Genomic DNA, 18,136 nt, shown 5'->3' on the forward strand with positions numbered 1-18,136 from the left:
GTGGAGAACCAAAGATTTAATGGGGTAAGGCGCTGATTGAATGACTTCATTCGACACAAAATCTACTTTAATTGCCGCTATTTGCGCCGAACTTCATGCCAAGTTGCCATCTAAAGATACCAATTTAACCACTTTTGTGACGCAATTTTTTAAACGCGTTCCTACTGAATTTCTTCAAAAAATGCTTCTTCCTGAATTAATATCCATCGTTCAAGAGGCTTGGCGCTTATTTCAGATTCGTCGACCTAATGAATCTCTTGTTAAAATTAAGCCTTATAAGCTCGGCCGCCATATGATTCCTCGTCTCGGTATTTTTATGGTTAATCTCGATCAACCGTTCCTCATTGACAGCATTACAACCTTTCTGGAAAAAAATGGTTTCAAAATAGAAATATTCGTTCACCCCGTTTTGGGTGTAAAAAGAACGCATGATGGTAAATTAAGTTCCGTAGTGGAATTAAAGGAGCTTCATCCTTTAAGTAGCTTAAACACAGAAAATCGCCCAAAACATTTCGATTATCTGGGTTTAATTTCTAACGTTCAATGGAACATTTTAGAAAAAAATGATGGGACAATAAAAACTCAATCTGAATCTATAGCTTTCCTCCAGATAAAGGCAAATTTAAAACAGAAACAGATTGACCATTTGCAATTGCAAATTCACAACCTTATTAATCAAGCTCGAAATGTTGTTTTTGATTGGCCATCCATAAGAGATCAGCTCATAAGCATACGCGATCATATGGATAACCTACCTGTTGGTAAAGGATTACCTATTCCCTTAGACCGTCAAGAACTAAAAGATTTTCTACTTTGGCTGGCAAAAGGATATTTTGTTTTTTTAGGAGCCCGATATTTTTCGGCGACCTTTGAGAAACCCAAGAGGACTTTAAAAGATAAACCCTCAATTCTATGCCTTGAAATGAAACCAGATTCTCCCCAATTAGGGTTATTTCGGAATGAATCCTTCACCAATTCCGATAATTTAGTTCCGAGTTTCTGCAGAACTTGTTTAGTTGCGGATGAAAAAACACCCTCTCTTTCGCAATGGCCATCTTTAACAATATCAAAGACAAATGAACGCTCTACAGTACATCGAGCGTCCAGAATTGATTCTATTGAGATTATTGACTGGGATCAAAATGGGAAGCCGCGAGGTCTTTATCAATTTATAGGGATCTTCACCAAGTCAGCCTTTACAGGTTCCGCTTTTGATACCCCTATTGTAAGTCGAAAGGTTCAAGAAGTTTTTAATCAATTTGGTTTTGCTCCTCAGTGGCATGATGGCAAAACTTTGATCAACATTATCAACAGTATTCCTCGCGATGAGTTATTCTATTTAGCTGAAGATCAAATTTATACGATGTGTCAAAATGTATTGAATATGAATGATGAGCATTCCTTAACACTATCGATTCGCCCTGACATATTTGGTCGCTATATCACAGTGATGGTTTTCTTGCCCAAAGAAAAGTATAGCGTTGCTTTGAAAGGTCGAATGGCCAGAATTTTGGAGCAGCAGTTAAAAGGACAAATTAGCTCTGAAAATGTGTTGTTAGGAGAATTAGATTACGCGAGACTGATTTTTGTGATCAGTTTTTCTGAGCCCGCTCTTGTCTCGTATAATCAAACAGAGATTGAAAAAGCGTTTTTAGAGGCGGCCTTAAGCTGGGAAGATTATCTTGAGCGTTTCATTAATAACCATTTTGATGAAGAAAATTCAGCGACCTTGCTCGCGCGCTACCAACGAGCTTTTCCTTTAGCGTATGTGGAAACTTTCAAGCCCGAGCAAGCAATAAAAGATATTGGCTACATAGAGCGTATTTCAGATACTCATGTCATCGACATGTACTTATACAAAGAAAAGAATAACAAACCTCTAAAAGTTAAGATTTTTCATGCTCGTCATTCTCTTTCATTGTCTACATTGTTGCCTATTCTAAAAAATCTGGGCCTTCAGGTTATTGGTGAAACCTCCTACTCTCTAGAAAGGGATGGTTTCCGAGTTTGGATACATGATTTTGAAGTCGATTCTAAGGGCATTGAAAATTGGAAAATGAATCATGCTAACTTAGTGCAAGCCTTCCGACATATTTGGAAGGAGACTGTTGAAAATGATACTTTGTATCAACTGATTTTAAAGGTCGGATTAAATGTTCGACAAGTTACATTGATTCGAGCTTATTTAAAATTTTTGAGACAAGTTCAGGTACCTTATTCTCTTCTATATTTAGAAGAAACGATGACAAATTATGCCGAATTAACTCGACATTTTGTTGATTTATTTGAGTTACGTTTTTCTTTGAAATCTTCAAATGATAGAGATAGTGAGGTGTCCCACCTCCTTAAGGATATTCATTTTCTTTTAGAAAAAGTTGATCGACTAGATCACGATAAAATTTTACGTCGTGTTTTGAATGCAATTGAAGCGACAGTTCGAACAAACTATTTTCAAATAACTAAAGAAGAAAGTTTGAGGGAAGATTATCTTAAACCCTACCTTTCGTTCAAATTTGATTGTCGAGATCTAGAAGATTTGCCGCATCCGAGTCCTTTATATGAAATTTTTGTGTATTCTCCGAGAACAGAAGCGGTTCATTTGCGAGGTGCTAAAGTTGCACGGGGAGGAATTCGATGGTCCGATAGACTCGAAGATTTTCGGACAGAAATATTAGGGCTAATGAAAGCACAAACTGTCAAAAATGCCGTTATTGTTCCTTTGGGGTCAAAAGGCGGTTTTGTCGTTAAAAGAAGGGATAAATTTCCAGATCCAGCACAATTGAAGGAAGAAGTCGTAGCCTGTTATCAAATGATGATGAGAGGCATGCTCGATATTACGGATAATTTGAGCAATGGAAAAATTGTTCACCCGAATCAAGTTATTTGCCATGACGATGACGATCCTTATTTGGTGGTTGCCGCAGATAAGGGTACGGCAGAATTTTCTGATATTGCAAATGCCATTTCCGCAGAGTATCAGTTTTGGTTGGATGATGCTTTTGCTTCAGGTGGTTCGGATGGCTATGATCACAAGAAAATGGGAATTACAGCTCGAGGGGTTTGGGAATCAGTTAAACGTCATTTTCGGGAACTTAAACTGGATAGCCAAATATCGCCCTTTACCGTTGTAGGTGTGGGAGATATGAAAGGAGATGTCTTTGGAAATGGTATGCTCCAGTCAACGAATATACGCCTGCTTGCGGCTTTTAATCATCAGCAAATATTTTTGGATCCAGATCCGGACGTTGAGGTAAGTTTCAAAGAAAGAAATCGTTTGTTTGAAATGTCACATTCAAGTTGGAAAGATTATAATCCTTCTTTTATTTCAAAAGGTGGGGGAGTGTTTGAACGATCAGCTAAATCTATTCGACTTTCGCCTGAGTGTCGCAAAGCATTTGGTATTTCTCATGCAGAATTGAGTCCCGATGAATTGATTAAAATCTTACTTTGTTTGCCTGTTGACCTCTTATATTTTGGTGGGATAGGGACCTTCATTAAATCAACAGGAGAAACTCATTCCGATGTGGGAGATAGAGCAAATAACGATGTACGTGTCGATGCAAAATCTGTGCGGGCAAAAATCATTGGAGAAGGGGCAAATCTCGGGATGACTCAACGTGCCCGCATTGAATATGCCCTAAAAGGGGGCCACCTTAACACAGATGCAATTGATAATTCTGCCGGGGTTGACTGCTCAGACCATGAGGTAAATTTAAAAATTCTTTTTAATATACTTGGGAATTCTATCTCTCGTATGGAGCGTAATGCCCTACTAAAAGAAATGACTAATGATGTAGCACATTTGGTTTTAGCAGACAATTATCGTCAAACACAAATTTTAACCGTTATGGAAGCAGCGAAATCAAATGATATAAATGCCTATCAATCCTTAATAAGGAATTTAGAAACTGAAAATCACCTCGACCGGCTTTTAGAAGCTTTGCCAGATGATGAAACATTGGAGCAGCGCCGTGCACGTAATCAAGGCATGACAAGACCAGAGCTATCTGTCTTGCTTGCATACTCCAAAAATGCCTTATATGAAAAAATTTTGGGATCAGCACTGCCTGACGGGATCAACAATCGATCATGGTATTATGAATATTTTCCCGACATTGTTCAAAAGCGTTTTAGAGGGGGTATGAATGCTCATCCTCTGCGTCGCGAAATCACAGCAACGATTCTAACAAATGAAGTTGTAAATCGTGTAGGGCCCGCTTTTATCTATGGTCTTGCTCAAACTTGTGGCATAACGCATATTGAGGTTGTGAAAGCCTTTCTATTGGCTTGTCAGGTTTTAGAACTTAAAAGCTTGTGGGAGCAAATTGATGCTCTTGATTCATTCATTATAGCAGATGTTCAAACCCAAATTCTTCTTGAAACCAATCAATCATTAGAACAAGTTATTCTATGGTTCCTACGGCACCCTGATATAAAGCACACTAATTTTACCAGTTTTAACACTCTTTTGTCTCAAGGGTCTTCCTATCTACAAGGTGATCAGCACCACATTTTTAATTTGAGAAACCAAGGGTTTCTCCATATAGGAATACCTGCCAATACAGCTCATACATTTGCGATGATTCCTTTTTTTCCGGGTTTACTAGACATCATGTTTTTAGGAAAGAAATATCCCAAGATTGAAAATATTGCACAGACATATTTTGGATTGCGGTCAAAAATTGGGATAGATTGGTTGATGTTGCAAGCTGAACAATTTCATGCAGACTCTGAATGGCAAAGAAGTGCGCGAACAATCTTAATTGATGATTTAGCGCAAATTCAAGTTAAATTGACGACTCGGGTCATTCTTGAAAATAAAAATAGCGATTTAGAAGTGTGGCTTAAAAAGAATAGTGACATCATTCATCACATACGGCCCATAATTGCTAGTATTAAAAGTTCGGGTCACTCTGATTTGGGCATGTTAAGCTATGCTATGCGTCAGCTTGAGCGGCTATTTTAATATTAACTATCCTTTCGAGCTATCAGGGATAAACGGCTCTTTCCATAGTTATGATTGACAACATAACGTTGTAATAAAATCATTATAATCACGTAGATAGATGAATAAAAAAAAGGATAGGCTGGAACGTCCTTTACCTGAGGAAACCACGACTCTAGATAGAAAAATATTTCCGAAAGAATCATGGCTCTCCAATGATATGCCCAGCTTATGTAAAGAAGAGTTGGCCAATATTTGGGGGTATCTAATGCTAAATTTGGCAGAAGACAAAGCTTAAAGTCGCTATATTTTTTTCCAATGATAAGATGAAAGAGTAAGCACTGGATAAAGTAAAAGCCAATGAAGAATTCTATTCGGATGACTAGAGGCGATTGGTATGGAAATTTTTCCAGAGAATAAAAGCTTTCAAGGTCTTGTATTTCCCCTGAAGCTACTATAACAAAGAATATCAAAAAGAAAGGAAAAAAGAACAGCATCGTTCGCCAAAATTGTGACCAATATAGTTTGGTGAGTCGCCAAAAAGTAGGCATAACTTCTTGAGAAAGAATTTCTTGCTGGGACATCAGTTTGCTCGCAAGGGTTTAAGATGAATGTTACGGATTAGTTGTTGTAGCATAGCCTCATTCTGTCCTCCAGAATTTTTTGATGTTTTTGACTCATCTTATTTTAGAAGTACTTCTCAACGCTCGGCTGAATAAAAGTAAGATTTGTACATGTATTAAATGGCCTAAAAACTTGGCTCTTAATCTTGACAGAGACCTTTTGCCCTCGTACGCTACAGTTAGGCTTATCAATTTTTAGGTAAATTATTTGTAATGTCATCTCCTTCTCGAACACCTCCTTATTCCCGGCCTCTTTCCCCTCACCTTCAAGTCTACCGTTTTCAATTGACGTCCGTATTATCCATTATGCATCGAGTTACGGGATTGGGCTTAACAATTGGAACCATAGCTTTTGTTGCATGGTTAGGAGCTATTGCGATGGGTCCTAAAACTTATTTACTTATTTCGGGGTGGTATTCAAGTCCTCTTGGTATAGCAGCGATGCTGGGTTGGGCTTTTTGCTTTTATTTTCACTTAGCAAATGGAGTGCGTCATCTTTTTTGGGATGTTGGATGGGGATTTGCACTTAAAGACGTTTACCGAAGTGGCTGGTTGGTAATTGGATTCGCTATGGGGTTAACACTGCTGACATTTTGGTGGGTGATATAGGTATGGAAACAGATTTTCAAGTATCATCAGAAAGAATGAAATCTCAAAAATTGGATTACCACACTACCCGCCAGTGGAAGGGCCAACGTATTTCGGCTTTATCGTTAATTTTTTTAGGAATATGGTTTATAGTTGAAGTTTTGAGACACGCTCAAGAGGATTACTCTGTAGTCTTAGCTTGGGCGGGGAATCCCTGGATAGGGATCGCATTAGCGTCCTTAATAGGTATGGTTTTCTATCATAGTGCGTTAGGGCTTCAGGTTGTCGTTGAAGATTATGTACGCAATTCTAATTTACAAAAAATATTGATATCCCAAGTGAAAATTTTAAGCATCATTATGACCATTTTATCTTGGGTCTTTATCATTCGCATTGCAATGATTGCTAACGAATAGGAAATCAATTATGTCCAATGAATATACAATTATTGACCATCAATATGATGTTGTCGTTGTTGGGGCAGGTGGGGCTGGATTGCGGGCTACTTTGGGGATGTCTGCAGCTGGATTAAAGACAGCTTGCGTAACAAAAGTATTCCCAACCCGTAGTCATACGGTTGCCGCCCAAGGTGGCATTGGTGCCGCTTTAAATAACATGAGTGATGGAGATGATTGGAAATATCATTTTTATGATACGATCAAAGGATCTGATTGGTTGGGTGATCAAGATGCCATTGCGTATATGTGTAAAAATGCCATTCCTGCGGTTATTGAATTAGAACATTTGGGCGTACCATTCTCTCGAACGCACGAAGGGAAAATTTACCAGCGACCTTTCGGTGGGCATACTATTCGCCAAGGGGAATCTATGGCAAAGCGTGCTTGTGCCGCTGCAGACCGTACGGGACATGCAATATTGCATACGCTTTATCAACAATGTTTAAAACATAATGCTGAGTTTTTTATAGAGTATTTTGCCCTTGATCTCTTGATGGATGAAAATGGGGCGTGTCGGGGAATTATTGCCTGGTGCTTAGATGATGGTACACTTCATCGATTTCAGGCCCACCAAGTAGTCATTGCAACGGGGGGATATGGACGGACATTTTTCTCTTGTACGTCAGCCCATACCTGTACGGGTGATGGGAATGGGATGATTCTTCGAGCAGGTTTGCCCTTACAAGATATGGAATTTATTCAATTTCATCCTACAGGAATTTATGGCGCAGGGTGTCTCATTTCAGAAGGAGCGCGGGGAGAAGGAGGCTATTTGACCAATAGCAGCGGGGAAAGATTTATGGAAAAGTACGCGCCTCATGCTAAGGATTTGGCTTCACGCGACGTTGCCAGTCGTGCAGTCACAATGGAAATTTTGGAAGGTCGTGGTGTTGGGGAACATAAAGATCATGTCTATTTACATTTAGAACATTTAGACCCCAAAATTTTAGCAGAACGTCTACCAGGTATATCGGAAACAGCGAAAATTTTTGCGGGTGTAGATGTTACCAAAGATCCCATACCCGTATTGCCGACAGTGCATTATAACATGGGAGGCATTCCAACCAATCTTTTTGGGGAAGTTATTTCTTCAGCGACAGAAGATGTTGTTCCAGGTTTGATGGCGATTGGAGAAGCGGCTTGTGTTTCCGTCCATGGGGCTAATCGTTTGGGGACAAATTCTTTGCTTGATTTGATTGTATTTGGTCGTGCTGCGGCTCATCGTGCAGCTGAAATTATTCGTCCCAATACGCCTCATAAACCTCTAAAAACGAATGATGGAGAACATGCTGTATTCCGACTTGATCGATTACGTCAAGCGAGTGGCAAAAGAAAAGTTGCAGAAATTCGTGTTGATATGCAGCGAACGATGCAAACTCACTGCGGTGTGTTTCGAAATCAGCAGCATTTAAGTGAGGGTCAAAAAAAGATGGCTCACGTTGTTGAGTCTTTTAAAGATGTTCGGGTTAGCGATCGTTCAATGATTTGGAATACGGATTTAGTAGAAGCCTTGGAGCTTGAAAATTTATTACAACAATCTACAGTAACTTTAGCTTCTGCACTTAATCGTGATGAAAGTCGGGGCGCTCACGCGCGTGAAGATTTTCCAGACCGAGATGATAAAAAGTGGTTAAAACATACTTTATCGTGGTTAAATGGTAAGAATGTGCAATTGGACACTCGTCCTGTTCACCTTTTAACTTTATCTGATGAGGTTGCGCCTGTCCCCCCTAAACCCCGTGTTTATTAACAGGAGATAAGTTATGGTTCAGATTCGTTTGCCAGAGAATTCTCGGATAAAAGCGGGAAAGTTTTATAAGGCTGATCAACCCTCTTCAACTCTTAAAACATTTCAAATTTATCGATGGAATCCTGATAACCCAGATAATCCAACTTATGATTCCTTTGAGATTGATTTGGCCAGTTGCGGTACGATGGTGTTGGATGCACTGATCAAAATAAAAGATGAAAAGGATAGCTCGCTTGCCTTTCGTCGGTCGTGTCGGGAGGGAATTTGTGGGAGTTGTTCCATGAATATCGATGGCACAAATACTCTTGCTTGCATTAAACCTATTGCCGAAATAAAAGGAACTGTGCGCATTACCCCTTTGCCGCATATGCCTGTCGTAAAAGATTTGGTGGCAGATTTGAATCAAGCTTATGTCCAATACGCGGCTTCTAAGCCTTGGTTGCAGAGTGAGAGTGCGGTACCGGAACGTGAGCGATTACAAAGTGAAGAAGATCGGGCGAAATTAGATGGGTTGTGGGAGTGTGTTTTATGTTTTTGCTGTTCGACAAGTTGTCCAAGTTATTGGTGGAATGGTGATCGCTTTTTAGGTCCTGCAACTTTGCTTCAATCCTATCGCTGGATTATTGATAGTCGAGATGAGAGTACAAAAGAGCGGTTAGATGAATTAGAGGACCCTTTTAAATTATATCGTTGTCATACGATTATGAATTGCACAAATACTTGCCCGAAGGGACTAAATCCTGCAAAAGCCATTGGAGAAATTAAGAAAAAACTAGCCGATCGATGAATAATAGGGTTTATTTTTAAGAAAAAAATTTAATATTATGGCTTTTATCTGCTGTATTAATGAATAATAATTTCTTTATTGTTTAATACAATAATTGTATTTGAGATTAACTAATCTTTAACGCATGTTCTGTATACTCTAAATTATGCGCAAATTGTTGCGCTCATTTAAAAGGAGCTAGAATAATGCCAAATCAAAATACTTCCCGCAAAAGTGGGACAAATACAAAAACATCAGCAAAAACGAAAACACCAAGTAAGAAACCTACAACGGGAAGCAAGTCCGGTACAGGTAACAAAAAAGTTTCTAAGACCACACAAAAAGCTTATCAAGGTAAAATTATTCGCCAATCTTTTCAAGCACAAGACATCAAAAGTCTTGTTAAGAATCAAGGAAGAGCAAAAGTTGGTGGACAAGAATGGGCTTTGAAAGCTCCGTCTTGGAATGATGTGGCTCTTCAGTCCATCATCAGCGATCCAAAATTCACTGTAAAAGCTTCAAGCAAGCCTTGCACAGACGGTAAGTTAACCCTGGAACTTCGTGGGAATGGGAAAACACTAAATGTGACCGTAGGTTGCTAATAATTCTTTATTATTTGAAGCAATTACTTTTAATAAGGGGACAGGAGATTTATAATCACCTGTCCTCTTTTTAAAACAAATAACTTAATTTTAGAGCTAAACGCCATTCTACAGGCTTGTAATGAAATGCGCGAGGTGGGTTAGATCTTGCCTTAAATCTTTTAAAGAAGGGTGCAGATGCCTCTAAGCCCACTAATAAATGGGGTGCAACTTTATATGTAGCTCCAACACCAACCATTATGGCTTTAAAAATATGATTTAGCTTTTGTTTGGGGAGTAGCGGAGGTGAAATCCCTGGTGAAGCCAGGAAATTATATGTAAATTCATATCGTGCTGATTCAAGGCCTGCACTTAGGTATGCCATAACTTTAGGGTTGAACATCATTCCCGCTGTTAGGACATATCCCACACTTCGGTTATGTTTAACGGATACACTTCCTTCGGGACTACCATTCAGAAGTTTTAGGCTAAGATTAGGATTTGCTTGAGGCAGAAATCCGTATATTTCTGCACCAAGAACAATTTTAGATGGCCCTAATTCGAATAAATAGCCTGCGCTTGCACCAAATAAAGAACTTATCACCCCCAGCCTTGCTACGGCGTCATTGCTAGGGGAGCCGGGTCCTCCAGTATACCAATGCCTTCCTTTTAGATATTGAAGACCAAAAATTCCGGAAACTCGAAATCCTCCAAATGCTGCTTGAGTGGGTTGTGTTGCTATTAGTAATCCGAAAAGTATCAGTCCTATTATTCTGAGTTTCATTATGTCATCCTCTTTTTATCGCAATTTTTATTAAAATACGCGATATACACATGGAGGGGAAGGGGAAATATATAAATTTAAGTTAATTCGTTCTTTGAATTTAAGCAGTGATGCAACCATGAGGCTGTTAATTTCTCAAGCAGAGCATTTTGGACTAATCGATCAGACAGACATTTAAAATCGACGTGATCAAGGATTTGATCCTGATTGGCACATGAATAAACGATGGATTCCTCGCCAGTGACAGGGTCTATATGACGCTGGAGACATTGAGCGCAAATTTCTTTCATCATACATTGCATGGGGGAATTAATACTTCCAATAGCTAAATGCTGGGGATTTAAAAATGATTTCAGCTCATTATGCCGTGCTGCAGCAACAGCTGCCATCATTCTATCTGACCCAATAACGACCATTCGTTGAATGGCAGACAAATGAATAGAAGGTGGTCCCAATTGCTCTCGGCCATAGGCAGCAATGGCCTCAATAATATTGCCAACATAATAATGATCATGAGGTCGAGTTGGTTGAAATCCTGGTTCCTCGTCACAAGCCCAAATCACGACATCTGCTGCTGCTTCAATTTCAGATACTTTATATCGATCTTCTATTTTTTTATACCCAGCAATATACAAAACCCGGCAGCCTTTAGCTCGCATGGCTTGTCCTATAGAAAATAGGACGGCATTGCCAAGCCCTCCTCCCACAAGCATTACGGTTTCATTTTCGGGAATTTCTGTTGGATGTCCTGTAGGGCCCATGAGGATAACGGGATCTCCAGGTTTTAGGTAAGCGCATAAATTTGAAGATCCGCCCATTTCTAGGACGATAGTGGACAAGAGTCCTTGTTTTCGATCGACTGAGGCGCCCGTTAGAGCTAATCCTTCCATACTCAGTCGTGTACCCTTAACAAGAGGAGCAAGAGATTCATAATTTTGCAGTCGATAGAATTGTCCGGGTTGAAAAGCTTTTGCAGCTAAGGGAGCATGAATAACCACCTCTACAATGGTGGGCGTCAGTCTTTGGACAGATTGTACTGTGGGTCTTAAGGAGAGGTTTAAGGAATCTAACAGAGAAAATCCCGAAATTTGTGAAGCCTTAGATTTTCGTAAAATACTACTAATTATCGGATAGCCTTGTTTTGCACTTCCCATGGCCTTTACAACATTTCCTGCAAAAGAAGGATGCATATCTCCGAAAAAGCTCATGGCCTTTTTGTCTTCACGCATGTGCATTAATACTTGGGGGATCTTCGGCTTTGCGAGACGCTCGGGTTCAACGGGGAAACCGTTTTGGTCAATAGCTTGGAACATATGACCATTTAGAGTGATATGCTCTGGTTCATCATAGGTTAGGTTAATATTTGGCTTAGTTCCTGCAGCTACTAAAATTGCTCGAGCCAAAAGAGTTGTATTTTTATCGTTATGACGCACAACGAGTCCGGCACAATGTCCTTTATCATCTATCTCAACGGCTTCGGGTGTGACCTCGTCCAAAATGGAGATTCCCTCTTCCAGGGCCTTAGCAACTTCTTCGTGATTGAGCGTATAGCTTGGGGCTTGAATAAGAGATTTTCGATAAGCAACTGTTACCCCTCCCCAGCCTTTCATCAATTTGGGGAAGTTTGGCGGGCGCCCTTCTGCTTGAGCTTGACGACGTTCTTCTTGAAAAGCATTCGCATGTTCTAAAAACTCCGTTGCAATCTCATGATCTTGAAGTCCCCAAGAGCTTTGAATAGATTCTTTCCCATAAGCATTTACCAATTCTAGATATTGCTTTGCAAACTTTTCTACCTGCAAGGGATAATAAGCCATAGCTTCTGTGGCTGTATCAATAGCTGTTAGTCCCCCTCCTATGACGATAACTGGCATCCGCAGTTGCAAATTCGCAAGTGAAGATTCTTTAGCCGCTCCTGTTAATTGTAGGGCCATAAGAAAATCACTGGCCTGCCGCACACCAGGAGCTAAACTATTTTTCATGGGTATGAGTGTTGGGCTACCGGCACCCATGCACAAAGCTATGTGGTCAAACCCCATGTCAAAAGCTTGATCAATTGTTAATGTTCCTCCAAAACGAACGCCACCAAAAAGTCCAAAATTTAGTCGGCGTTCGAGAACAATGCGTATGAGTTTGAGGAAATTTTTGTTCCACCGGACTGTAATGCCATACTCAGCAACCCCTCCGAATCCCCCATTCACTCGCGTGTGCAAATCTTCCTCAATTTCTTGAAAAGATTTGATAGGCCGAAAGGAAACACGACTTCCCGTAGAATCTGTCCCAGAAAGTTCCAAAGGGAGGGGTTCAATTTTTAATCCATCAATTCCCACAACTGTATGACCGTCGTTTAAAAGATGATGAGCGAGGGTAAATCCTGCGGGGCCCATGCCAACTATTAAAACCTTGTACCCAGAATCAGGTAAAAGAATAGGGCGGCGGAAGTTGAGGGGATTCCAACGTGTCAACAGGCTATAAATTTCAACCCCCCAGGGTAAAGATAAAATATCTTTTAAAATTTGAGTTTCTACGCCAGGTATGTTCACGGGGTCTTGTTTTTGATAGATACATGCTTTCATGCAGTCATTACAAATTCTATGGCCTGTTGCAGGCACCATAGGATTATCAATCATAATAATTGACAAGGCTGCTAAGGATAAGCCCTGACTCTTAACTTCATTCATTTCAGAAATTTTTTGTTCCAAAGGGCACCCAATAAGGGTGGTGCCAAAACTATTCTTTTGGAACCGGTTCGTGTCTATATCTGTATTTTTGGGTTTCAATCCCTTGGAACAAGAGTCCTTATTTTGGTGATGACACCAAATACAATAGTTGGCTTGATGTAAAGCAGATTCAAGATTTAGGCCGGGATCTGTCAAAGAAAAACCTTCACGAGATCGTTGCTTGTGGTGTGGTAATTCCCATGCACCTTGGGTGCCTGATGATTCTACAGGGATGAGATGGTGAGAATCTAGCTTATGAGGTATAGCAAACAATATCTGGCCACTATGTTGTTTTTGCCCGAGTTTTGTTTGAGCTCCCCAAGCTACATAGCGAGTGGCTAAGTCTAGTTCAGATTGATAATCTTGAGGATGGCTAAGCCAATCTAGAATTTTTGCAGCAAGAGCCTGTTGGTCATCCGTGTTTACAAAAGCATGCAAGCTATGTCGCAGAGCTTCTGCATCAAAGGATTCTGCGGTGTCTTTAGGATATTTTTTTATGGCTATTCTTTGAACGAATTGTCGATTGACCTCTAAAATTAGGCCAAATTTTTGGTGCTCTCGTGTTAGCTGTGCAGCGGCATCTTCATCAAATAAAGCACCAATGAATTGGTTTACGAAAGGTGATAAAGCTAACAATAATGCGCTTTCATCAAAATTATCTTCTTGCCGGGCTAGAAGATATTGAGTGGCTAAATCCCACTGTTGGTGCTGTAAAAATTCCACAAAAGCTTGGTCAAGCTTAATCAGGCCGTCTCGATGGTACAAGTCAGCAAATGTAAGTCCAAAAGGAAGATTTAAGTTTATATTTTGGGTGTTCATCGCATAATTCTTATTAACCTATAAAGATGTTATAGCTGAAAGTATGGCGGTTTTTCTATGTATTTTTCCCACACTAGAGAAAAGATCACTCGTCTTCTTCATTTTCCCTCTTTTTATATTTCTCATTTTGGAGAAAAATATAAGAAGTTCTATATTTTTTAAGGGTCATTCTGTGGGTCGTTCATTTGCTTTCATTCTTCTTGGTGCTTTTGTAACAAACACGGTTACCGTGTTGGGGCAAGTAGGCGTGTCGAATGACGGTTTTCAAACCTATGTTCCGCCGGCTGCGCCTATAAATCGCCCCCCTGTTGTGGCAAAGCGAAAAGATGTCAAAGAGCTTTATCCCACAAAAAAACAAAAAGGTAATGGTTTAGGAGCGCAAGCCCCTAAAAAGCCTATTGATGTGAAAGTGCCCAATAAAAATACGGCAATGGATAAGGCAATAGCCGACGTGCCTGTAGATGATAAGCCCACTGTGCCCGTTAAATTAAGGAGTCTTACGAAGAAAACTATTGTTATCGATGCACGCAGGCTCGATGAGCATACGGTTACAGAAACAATTCGATATATTAAAGAAAATCCTGATGTTCGTCTCAAACTTCAAAATTTAACCATTAACTCGGGTGATGTTGTTAAAATTCTTAAAACCTTTAAGGATGAAAAGATTCTTGATCAATTTAGAGAAATTGGATTTGTTATGTTACCCGGTGGTAATGAAAATCTTATTTTAAATGAAAAGTCATTCATAGAGAAAGTCTTGCCAGATCTGGGATATTTAGAAGGCATAGATTTAAGCTGCTTGGGGATAACGGATAAAGTTTTAGAAGCCATCTCTAAAAAATTACCCCATTTGAAAAGTATTTCGCTCTTTGGTACGGGTGTCACGGATAAAACAATAATGTATTTGGCAAAAAATCTGCCGAATCTAATAAAAATTCATTTGATTAATACAAGTGTAACCTCTCAAAGTATCCCGCTCCTTGTTAAAGAGTTTCCCTATCTCAAATCCTTAGGCATTAGTGGACAACAATTTAAAGATAAGGATTATCTTGCTTTAAAAGAAGGTATTGAGAATATAGTATCTTTTTCTGCAGTTGGGCAGAAGTTTGAGAATATGAAAACGGTAAAAGAGTTGTTAATAAAAATGCCAAGACTTCATACACTTGATTTGTCAGAGTCTAATGTAAATGATGATGTTGCACAGGCAATTTGTCAAACGCCAAAGGGCTTACAAAATTTAAATATATCTGAGACAAAAATTTCCTTTCGGGGAATAAAAGATATTGTGAATAATAAAGATCTTGTGAAATTTAAAATCAATAATATAGAAGGAATTGGAGATACTGAATTAAAGGAAATAATAAAAAAACAACTCCGCTTAAAAGTTTTTCATTTTTCAGGGGCTTATTTTACAAATTCAACACTTGTGACATTATTTCATTCGTTGCGAAAATTAACAGATGTTACTCTTATTCCGGCAAAATTATCTGAATGGAAAATGGATGAAACAATTACAGAGATGATTATTATTAAAAAATCTAAGCTGCAATATCTGCATATCCAGCCTTACAGGTTAAAAGAAGATTTAAGTCTTAAGCTCAAAAATGCTCTCCCTAAACTACGAATCGAATTTGCACGCTAAAAGTTTTGCTTCTGAATAATTACACCTACCTTTTTAAGCAATACTTCCGATCCCGTTCGTTATATGTAGATACCATTATCAATTTTAATTTTTAAAAAAAGGTAAGGGGGAAGTCAAAGCTTTCAGAATAATTTTCCGATGGGGGTGAAGCGCAGAAGAAGGATCAAAGAGGTGATAATGATGGATATGGTGGTGGTTGCTGTCTAACTTATAAAATTTAAGAGTGCTACTTGTGACGGATGAAATTTGAACCCAAAATTATTGAAAGCTTTCTATTATTTATTTTGGTTTCTAAGAAATATCTGGGAAAAATAATTTAAGATTTGGGGACACAAGGCTTTAGAAAAGGAGGGGACAACACATAGTCGCCCCCTTTAAAAATTTACTTTCCTTTTGCTTTGGACTTTGCCTTAGCTTTTGGCTTTGGCTTTGACGACGTAGATGTTTTTGTCGCTGTTAAACTCTTTGACTTCGCAGGTTTCGCTGTCTTCTTCTTGATAGTTGAAGCGCTTGATTTTGCTTTTGTCGTTTTTGTTAATGAACTTTTTTTCTTAGGAGCCGTTTTTTTAGCGGTCACTAATTTTAACTTTGCTTTTACGGTCTTCTTTTTAGCAGATGAAGCCGTTGCTTTCGCTTTTACAGTTTTTGTCGCTGTAGTGCTTTTTTTAACAGCAACTTTTTTAACAGTGGATTTTTTTGCTGTGGGCTTTGCTTTTTTTACTGTTGAAGACTTTGTTTTCGGTTTTGAAGTTGACGTAACTAATTTTGGTTTCGTTTGAGTTGACATTGTTTGGGCTACCTTTCGATTAGATATTTCAGACTCATTTGGAATGGATTTAAGTAGAGGATTAGTTTTCTTAAGCGAAGATACGCTTACTTTTATTTTAGATTTTTTTGGCTTTGATTTTTGTTTTTGTTTTTGACTTCCCGAACCTATTACATGAAGTTTGGGTTTAGGGGATATAGCTGTGTTTTGCTTATCAGAGAGCACTGGGTTTCTCAAATCAGCGGCTCCCAAAACACTTGCTAAATTTCTTAGAAGGACAGGTAAGTTAGCTTCGATTTTTTCAGCGACAAGTTTCCGCCACAAAAAGCCAAGAGGTCCCGTTACTTTTAAAGTTACGGTTAATCTAATGCCTTGCGGATCTTGATGCATTTCATGAATATCATACATCGTTGCACCAAAGAAACGTGTGCATCCAGTAAATGAATGATCTCGTTTAACATTTATTAATTCGACAGTCATTGATGGTGATCCTTTAGGCTTTAAGATAAAGCTGCTTCCGGATACAAAGGGTTTTTCTAGCTGACAGGATTCTACATTTGGTATCCACTCGTGCCAGTGATTAACGTCTGTCCATCGTTGCCAGACAGCTTCTTTCTTAACGCTTTTAATAACTTTACTGTAAGTACTTGTCCACATAATTGCCTCCAATAACCTTTGACTCTAATAACACTGTAACGAGAGATATAGAATTGATCAATCTGGATTTTCTGCCCTTATAAAAATATTATCTCAAATTTTACAAGCTAATCATTCTCACTTACTATTTATTATTAAGTAATGATTAAAAATTAGTAAATTTTTTGAGGAGGATGAACTTTTTTCTTAAATATCTTAAATTTTTTAAATTTCACATGAATTAAATAACCAATAATTTCACGAAATCTTAAACAGTCGTGCGGTATTTTAAGAAAGCATATAGATTTTTTTAAAGAGCCTCGCGAGTGAATAAAAATTTCATTTTAAAACTTATTTTAATATTAAGTTTGAATTCCTATGTGCATGTTAACGTCAGTTGGGCATTACCTACTAAACAACCTTTGAGTCCAACGACCATAACTCCTTTTCCAGCATTAGGTTCACCCGAAGCATCAGCTCAAGGTGGGCAATCTAAAGCCAAGCTTTCTAAATCGAAAACATATCAAGATGATCAAAAAAAAGAAGTTGATAAAAAGGAAGATGAAAATGACAGGCTAGAAGTTTCTGACTCTGAAAAATCTTCCCCAAAAAAAGAACAAAAAAATGAATCTAATGACGAAACACCTAAAGACGAAGATTCCGACAATAATAATCCCTCAGATGAACCAAAGCCAGAAGAAGAACAGTCAAGTCCGTCATCTGTTGATGTTGCTAAAGTTGCGCCAGGTTCAACTTTTTCTCCCTCTTCTGATGAAAGAGCTGAAATATCAGCTAACAAAGTTTCCGAAAATGCTGGTGAGGCTGTGACATCCTCTGCTGGAGAATCGTCTTCGAAAGGAGGAGCAGCTTCTGACATATCTCCAACACCTATTCCAGCATCCCCTCCCTCTTCTCCCTCTCCTCCCTCTCCTCCCTCCCCTCCCTCTCCTCCCTCTCCCTCGCCATCTGGTGCAGGAGGTGCCGATACTTCTGGTGGAATGGGAGGCGGCATCGGAGGAGGCATGACTGGTGTTGGTGGAATGGGAGGCGGCATCGGAGGA

The 18,136-nt window shown here is 39.1% G+C and carries 12 protein-coding genes; 8 read left to right on the forward strand and 4 right to left on the reverse strand.

What is annotated here, in order from left to right; genetic code table 11:
• Positions 1 to 40 precede the first annotated feature (40 nt).
• Positions 41 to 4,966 (forward strand): NAD-glutamate dehydrogenase, encoded by a 4,926-nt coding sequence (locus tag FJX03_04750; protein ID MBM3632999.1) that lies wholly within the window; start codon positions 41 to 43, stop codon positions 4,964 to 4,966.
• Between the two features lie 2 nt (positions 4,967 to 4,968).
• Here FJX03_04750 and FJX03_04755 read toward each other — a convergent pair whose 3' ends face one another.
• Entirely contained in the window at positions 4,969 to 5,529 is a 561-nt protein-coding gene (locus FJX03_04755; GenBank protein MBM3633000.1) for a hypothetical protein, read from the reverse strand.
• Positions 5,530 to 5,781: 252 nt separating this feature from the next.
• On the opposite strand from FJX03_04755, the gene sdhC reads away from it, so the two are divergent.
• From sdhC to FJX03_04780, 5 genes are all read left to right on the forward strand, one after another.
• Positions 5,782 to 6,177, forward strand: coding sequence for a succinate dehydrogenase, cytochrome b556 subunit (gene sdhC / locus FJX03_04760; GenBank protein MBM3633001.1), 396 nt, complete (start codon positions 5,782 to 5,784; stop codon positions 6,175 to 6,177).
• Between the two features lie 2 nt (positions 6,178 to 6,179).
• The gene (gene sdhD, locus FJX03_04765) at positions 6,180 to 6,572 is read left to right on the forward strand and encodes a succinate dehydrogenase, hydrophobic membrane anchor protein (GenBank protein ID MBM3633002.1); all 393 of its coding nucleotides are present in this window, start codon (positions 6,180 to 6,182) and stop codon (positions 6,570 to 6,572) included.
• A gap of 10 nt (positions 6,573 to 6,582) precedes the next feature.
• Positions 6,583 to 8,364, forward strand: coding sequence for a succinate dehydrogenase flavoprotein subunit (locus FJX03_04770; protein MBM3633003.1), 1,782 nt, complete (start codon positions 6,583 to 6,585; stop codon positions 8,362 to 8,364).
• A 13-nt stretch (positions 8,365 to 8,377) separates the two neighbouring features.
• Positions 8,378 to 9,151: a succinate dehydrogenase iron-sulfur subunit gene (locus tag FJX03_04775; GenBank protein ID MBM3633004.1), complete on the forward strand. Its 774-nt coding sequence runs from the start codon at positions 8,378 to 8,380 to the stop codon at positions 9,149 to 9,151.
• Between the two features lie 185 nt (positions 9,152 to 9,336).
• Positions 9,337 to 9,732, forward strand: a complete 396-nt coding sequence (locus tag FJX03_04780) for a hypothetical protein (GenBank protein MBM3633005.1) — start codon at positions 9,337 to 9,339, stop codon at positions 9,730 to 9,732.
• A 70-nt stretch (positions 9,733 to 9,802) separates the two neighbouring features.
• Here FJX03_04780 and FJX03_04785 read toward each other — a convergent pair whose 3' ends face one another.
• Together FJX03_04785 and FJX03_04790 are read right to left on the reverse strand one after the other, a co-directional pair.
• The gene (locus FJX03_04785; GenBank protein MBM3633006.1) at positions 9,803 to 10,495 is read right to left on the reverse strand and encodes a hypothetical protein; all 693 of its coding nucleotides are present in this window, start codon (positions 10,493 to 10,495) and stop codon (positions 9,803 to 9,805) included.
• A 77-nt stretch (positions 10,496 to 10,572) separates the two neighbouring features.
• A complete protein-coding gene (locus FJX03_04790) occupies positions 10,573 to 14,031 on the reverse strand; it encodes a pyridine nucleotide-disulfide oxidoreductase (protein ID MBM3633007.1) in 3,459 nt (1,152 codons plus the stop codon).
• A gap of 172 nt (positions 14,032 to 14,203) precedes the next feature.
• Here FJX03_04790 and FJX03_04795 point away from each other — a divergent pair, with 172 nt between their 5' ends.
• Complete coding sequence (locus FJX03_04795) at positions 14,204 to 15,673, forward strand: hypothetical protein (GenBank protein MBM3633008.1); 1,470 nt, start codon at positions 14,204 to 14,206, stop codon at positions 15,671 to 15,673.
• 382 nt (positions 15,674 to 16,055) lie between these two features.
• Here the strand turns inward: FJX03_04795 and FJX03_04800 are convergent, their stop codons facing one another.
• Positions 16,056 to 17,108, reverse strand: a complete 1,053-nt coding sequence (locus tag FJX03_04800; GenBank protein ID MBM3633009.1) for a hypothetical protein — start codon at positions 17,106 to 17,108, stop codon at positions 16,056 to 16,058.
• Between the two features lie 293 nt (positions 17,109 to 17,401).
• On the opposite strand from FJX03_04800, the gene FJX03_04805 reads away from it, so the two are divergent.
• The coding region (locus FJX03_04805; protein MBM3633010.1) for a hypothetical protein at positions 17,402 to 18,136 on the forward strand (735 nt) is incomplete at its 3' end.

It is taken from the genome of Alphaproteobacteria bacterium, assembly GCA_016870095.1.
In the GTDB taxonomy this organism is placed as follows: Bacteria; Pseudomonadota; Alphaproteobacteria; order Paracaedibacterales; family VGCI01; genus VGCI01.

Excerpts from the sequence above, each read along its gene's own strand:
- FJX03_04750 (MBM3632999.1), top strand. The coding sequence starts at position 41 with ATGACTTCATTCGACACAAAATCTACTTTAATTGCCGCTATTTGCGCC.
- FJX03_04770 (MBM3633003.1), top strand. The coding sequence starts at position 6,583 with ATGTCCAATGAATATACAATTATTGACCATCAATATGATGTTGTCGTT.
- FJX03_04785 (MBM3633006.1), bottom strand. The coding sequence starts at position 10,495 with ATGAAACTCAGAATAATAGGACTGATACTTTTCGGATTACTAATAGCA.
- FJX03_04755 (MBM3633000.1), bottom strand. The coding sequence starts at position 5,529 with ATGTCCCAGCAAGAAATTCTTTCTCAAGAAGTTATGCCTACTTTTTGG.
- FJX03_04780 (MBM3633005.1), top strand. The coding sequence starts at position 9,337 with ATGCCAAATCAAAATACTTCCCGCAAAAGTGGGACAAATACAAAAACA.
- sdhD (MBM3633002.1), top strand. The coding sequence starts at position 6,180 with ATGGAAACAGATTTTCAAGTATCATCAGAAAGAATGAAATCTCAAAAA.
- FJX03_04790 (MBM3633007.1), bottom strand. The coding sequence starts at position 14,031 with ATGAACACCCAAAATATAAACTTAAATCTTCCTTTTGGACTTACATTT.
- FJX03_04775 (MBM3633004.1), top strand. The coding sequence starts at position 8,378 with ATGGTTCAGATTCGTTTGCCAGAGAATTCTCGGATAAAAGCGGGAAAG.
- sdhC (MBM3633001.1), top strand. The coding sequence starts at position 5,782 with ATGTCATCTCCTTCTCGAACACCTCCTTATTCCCGGCCTCTTTCCCCT.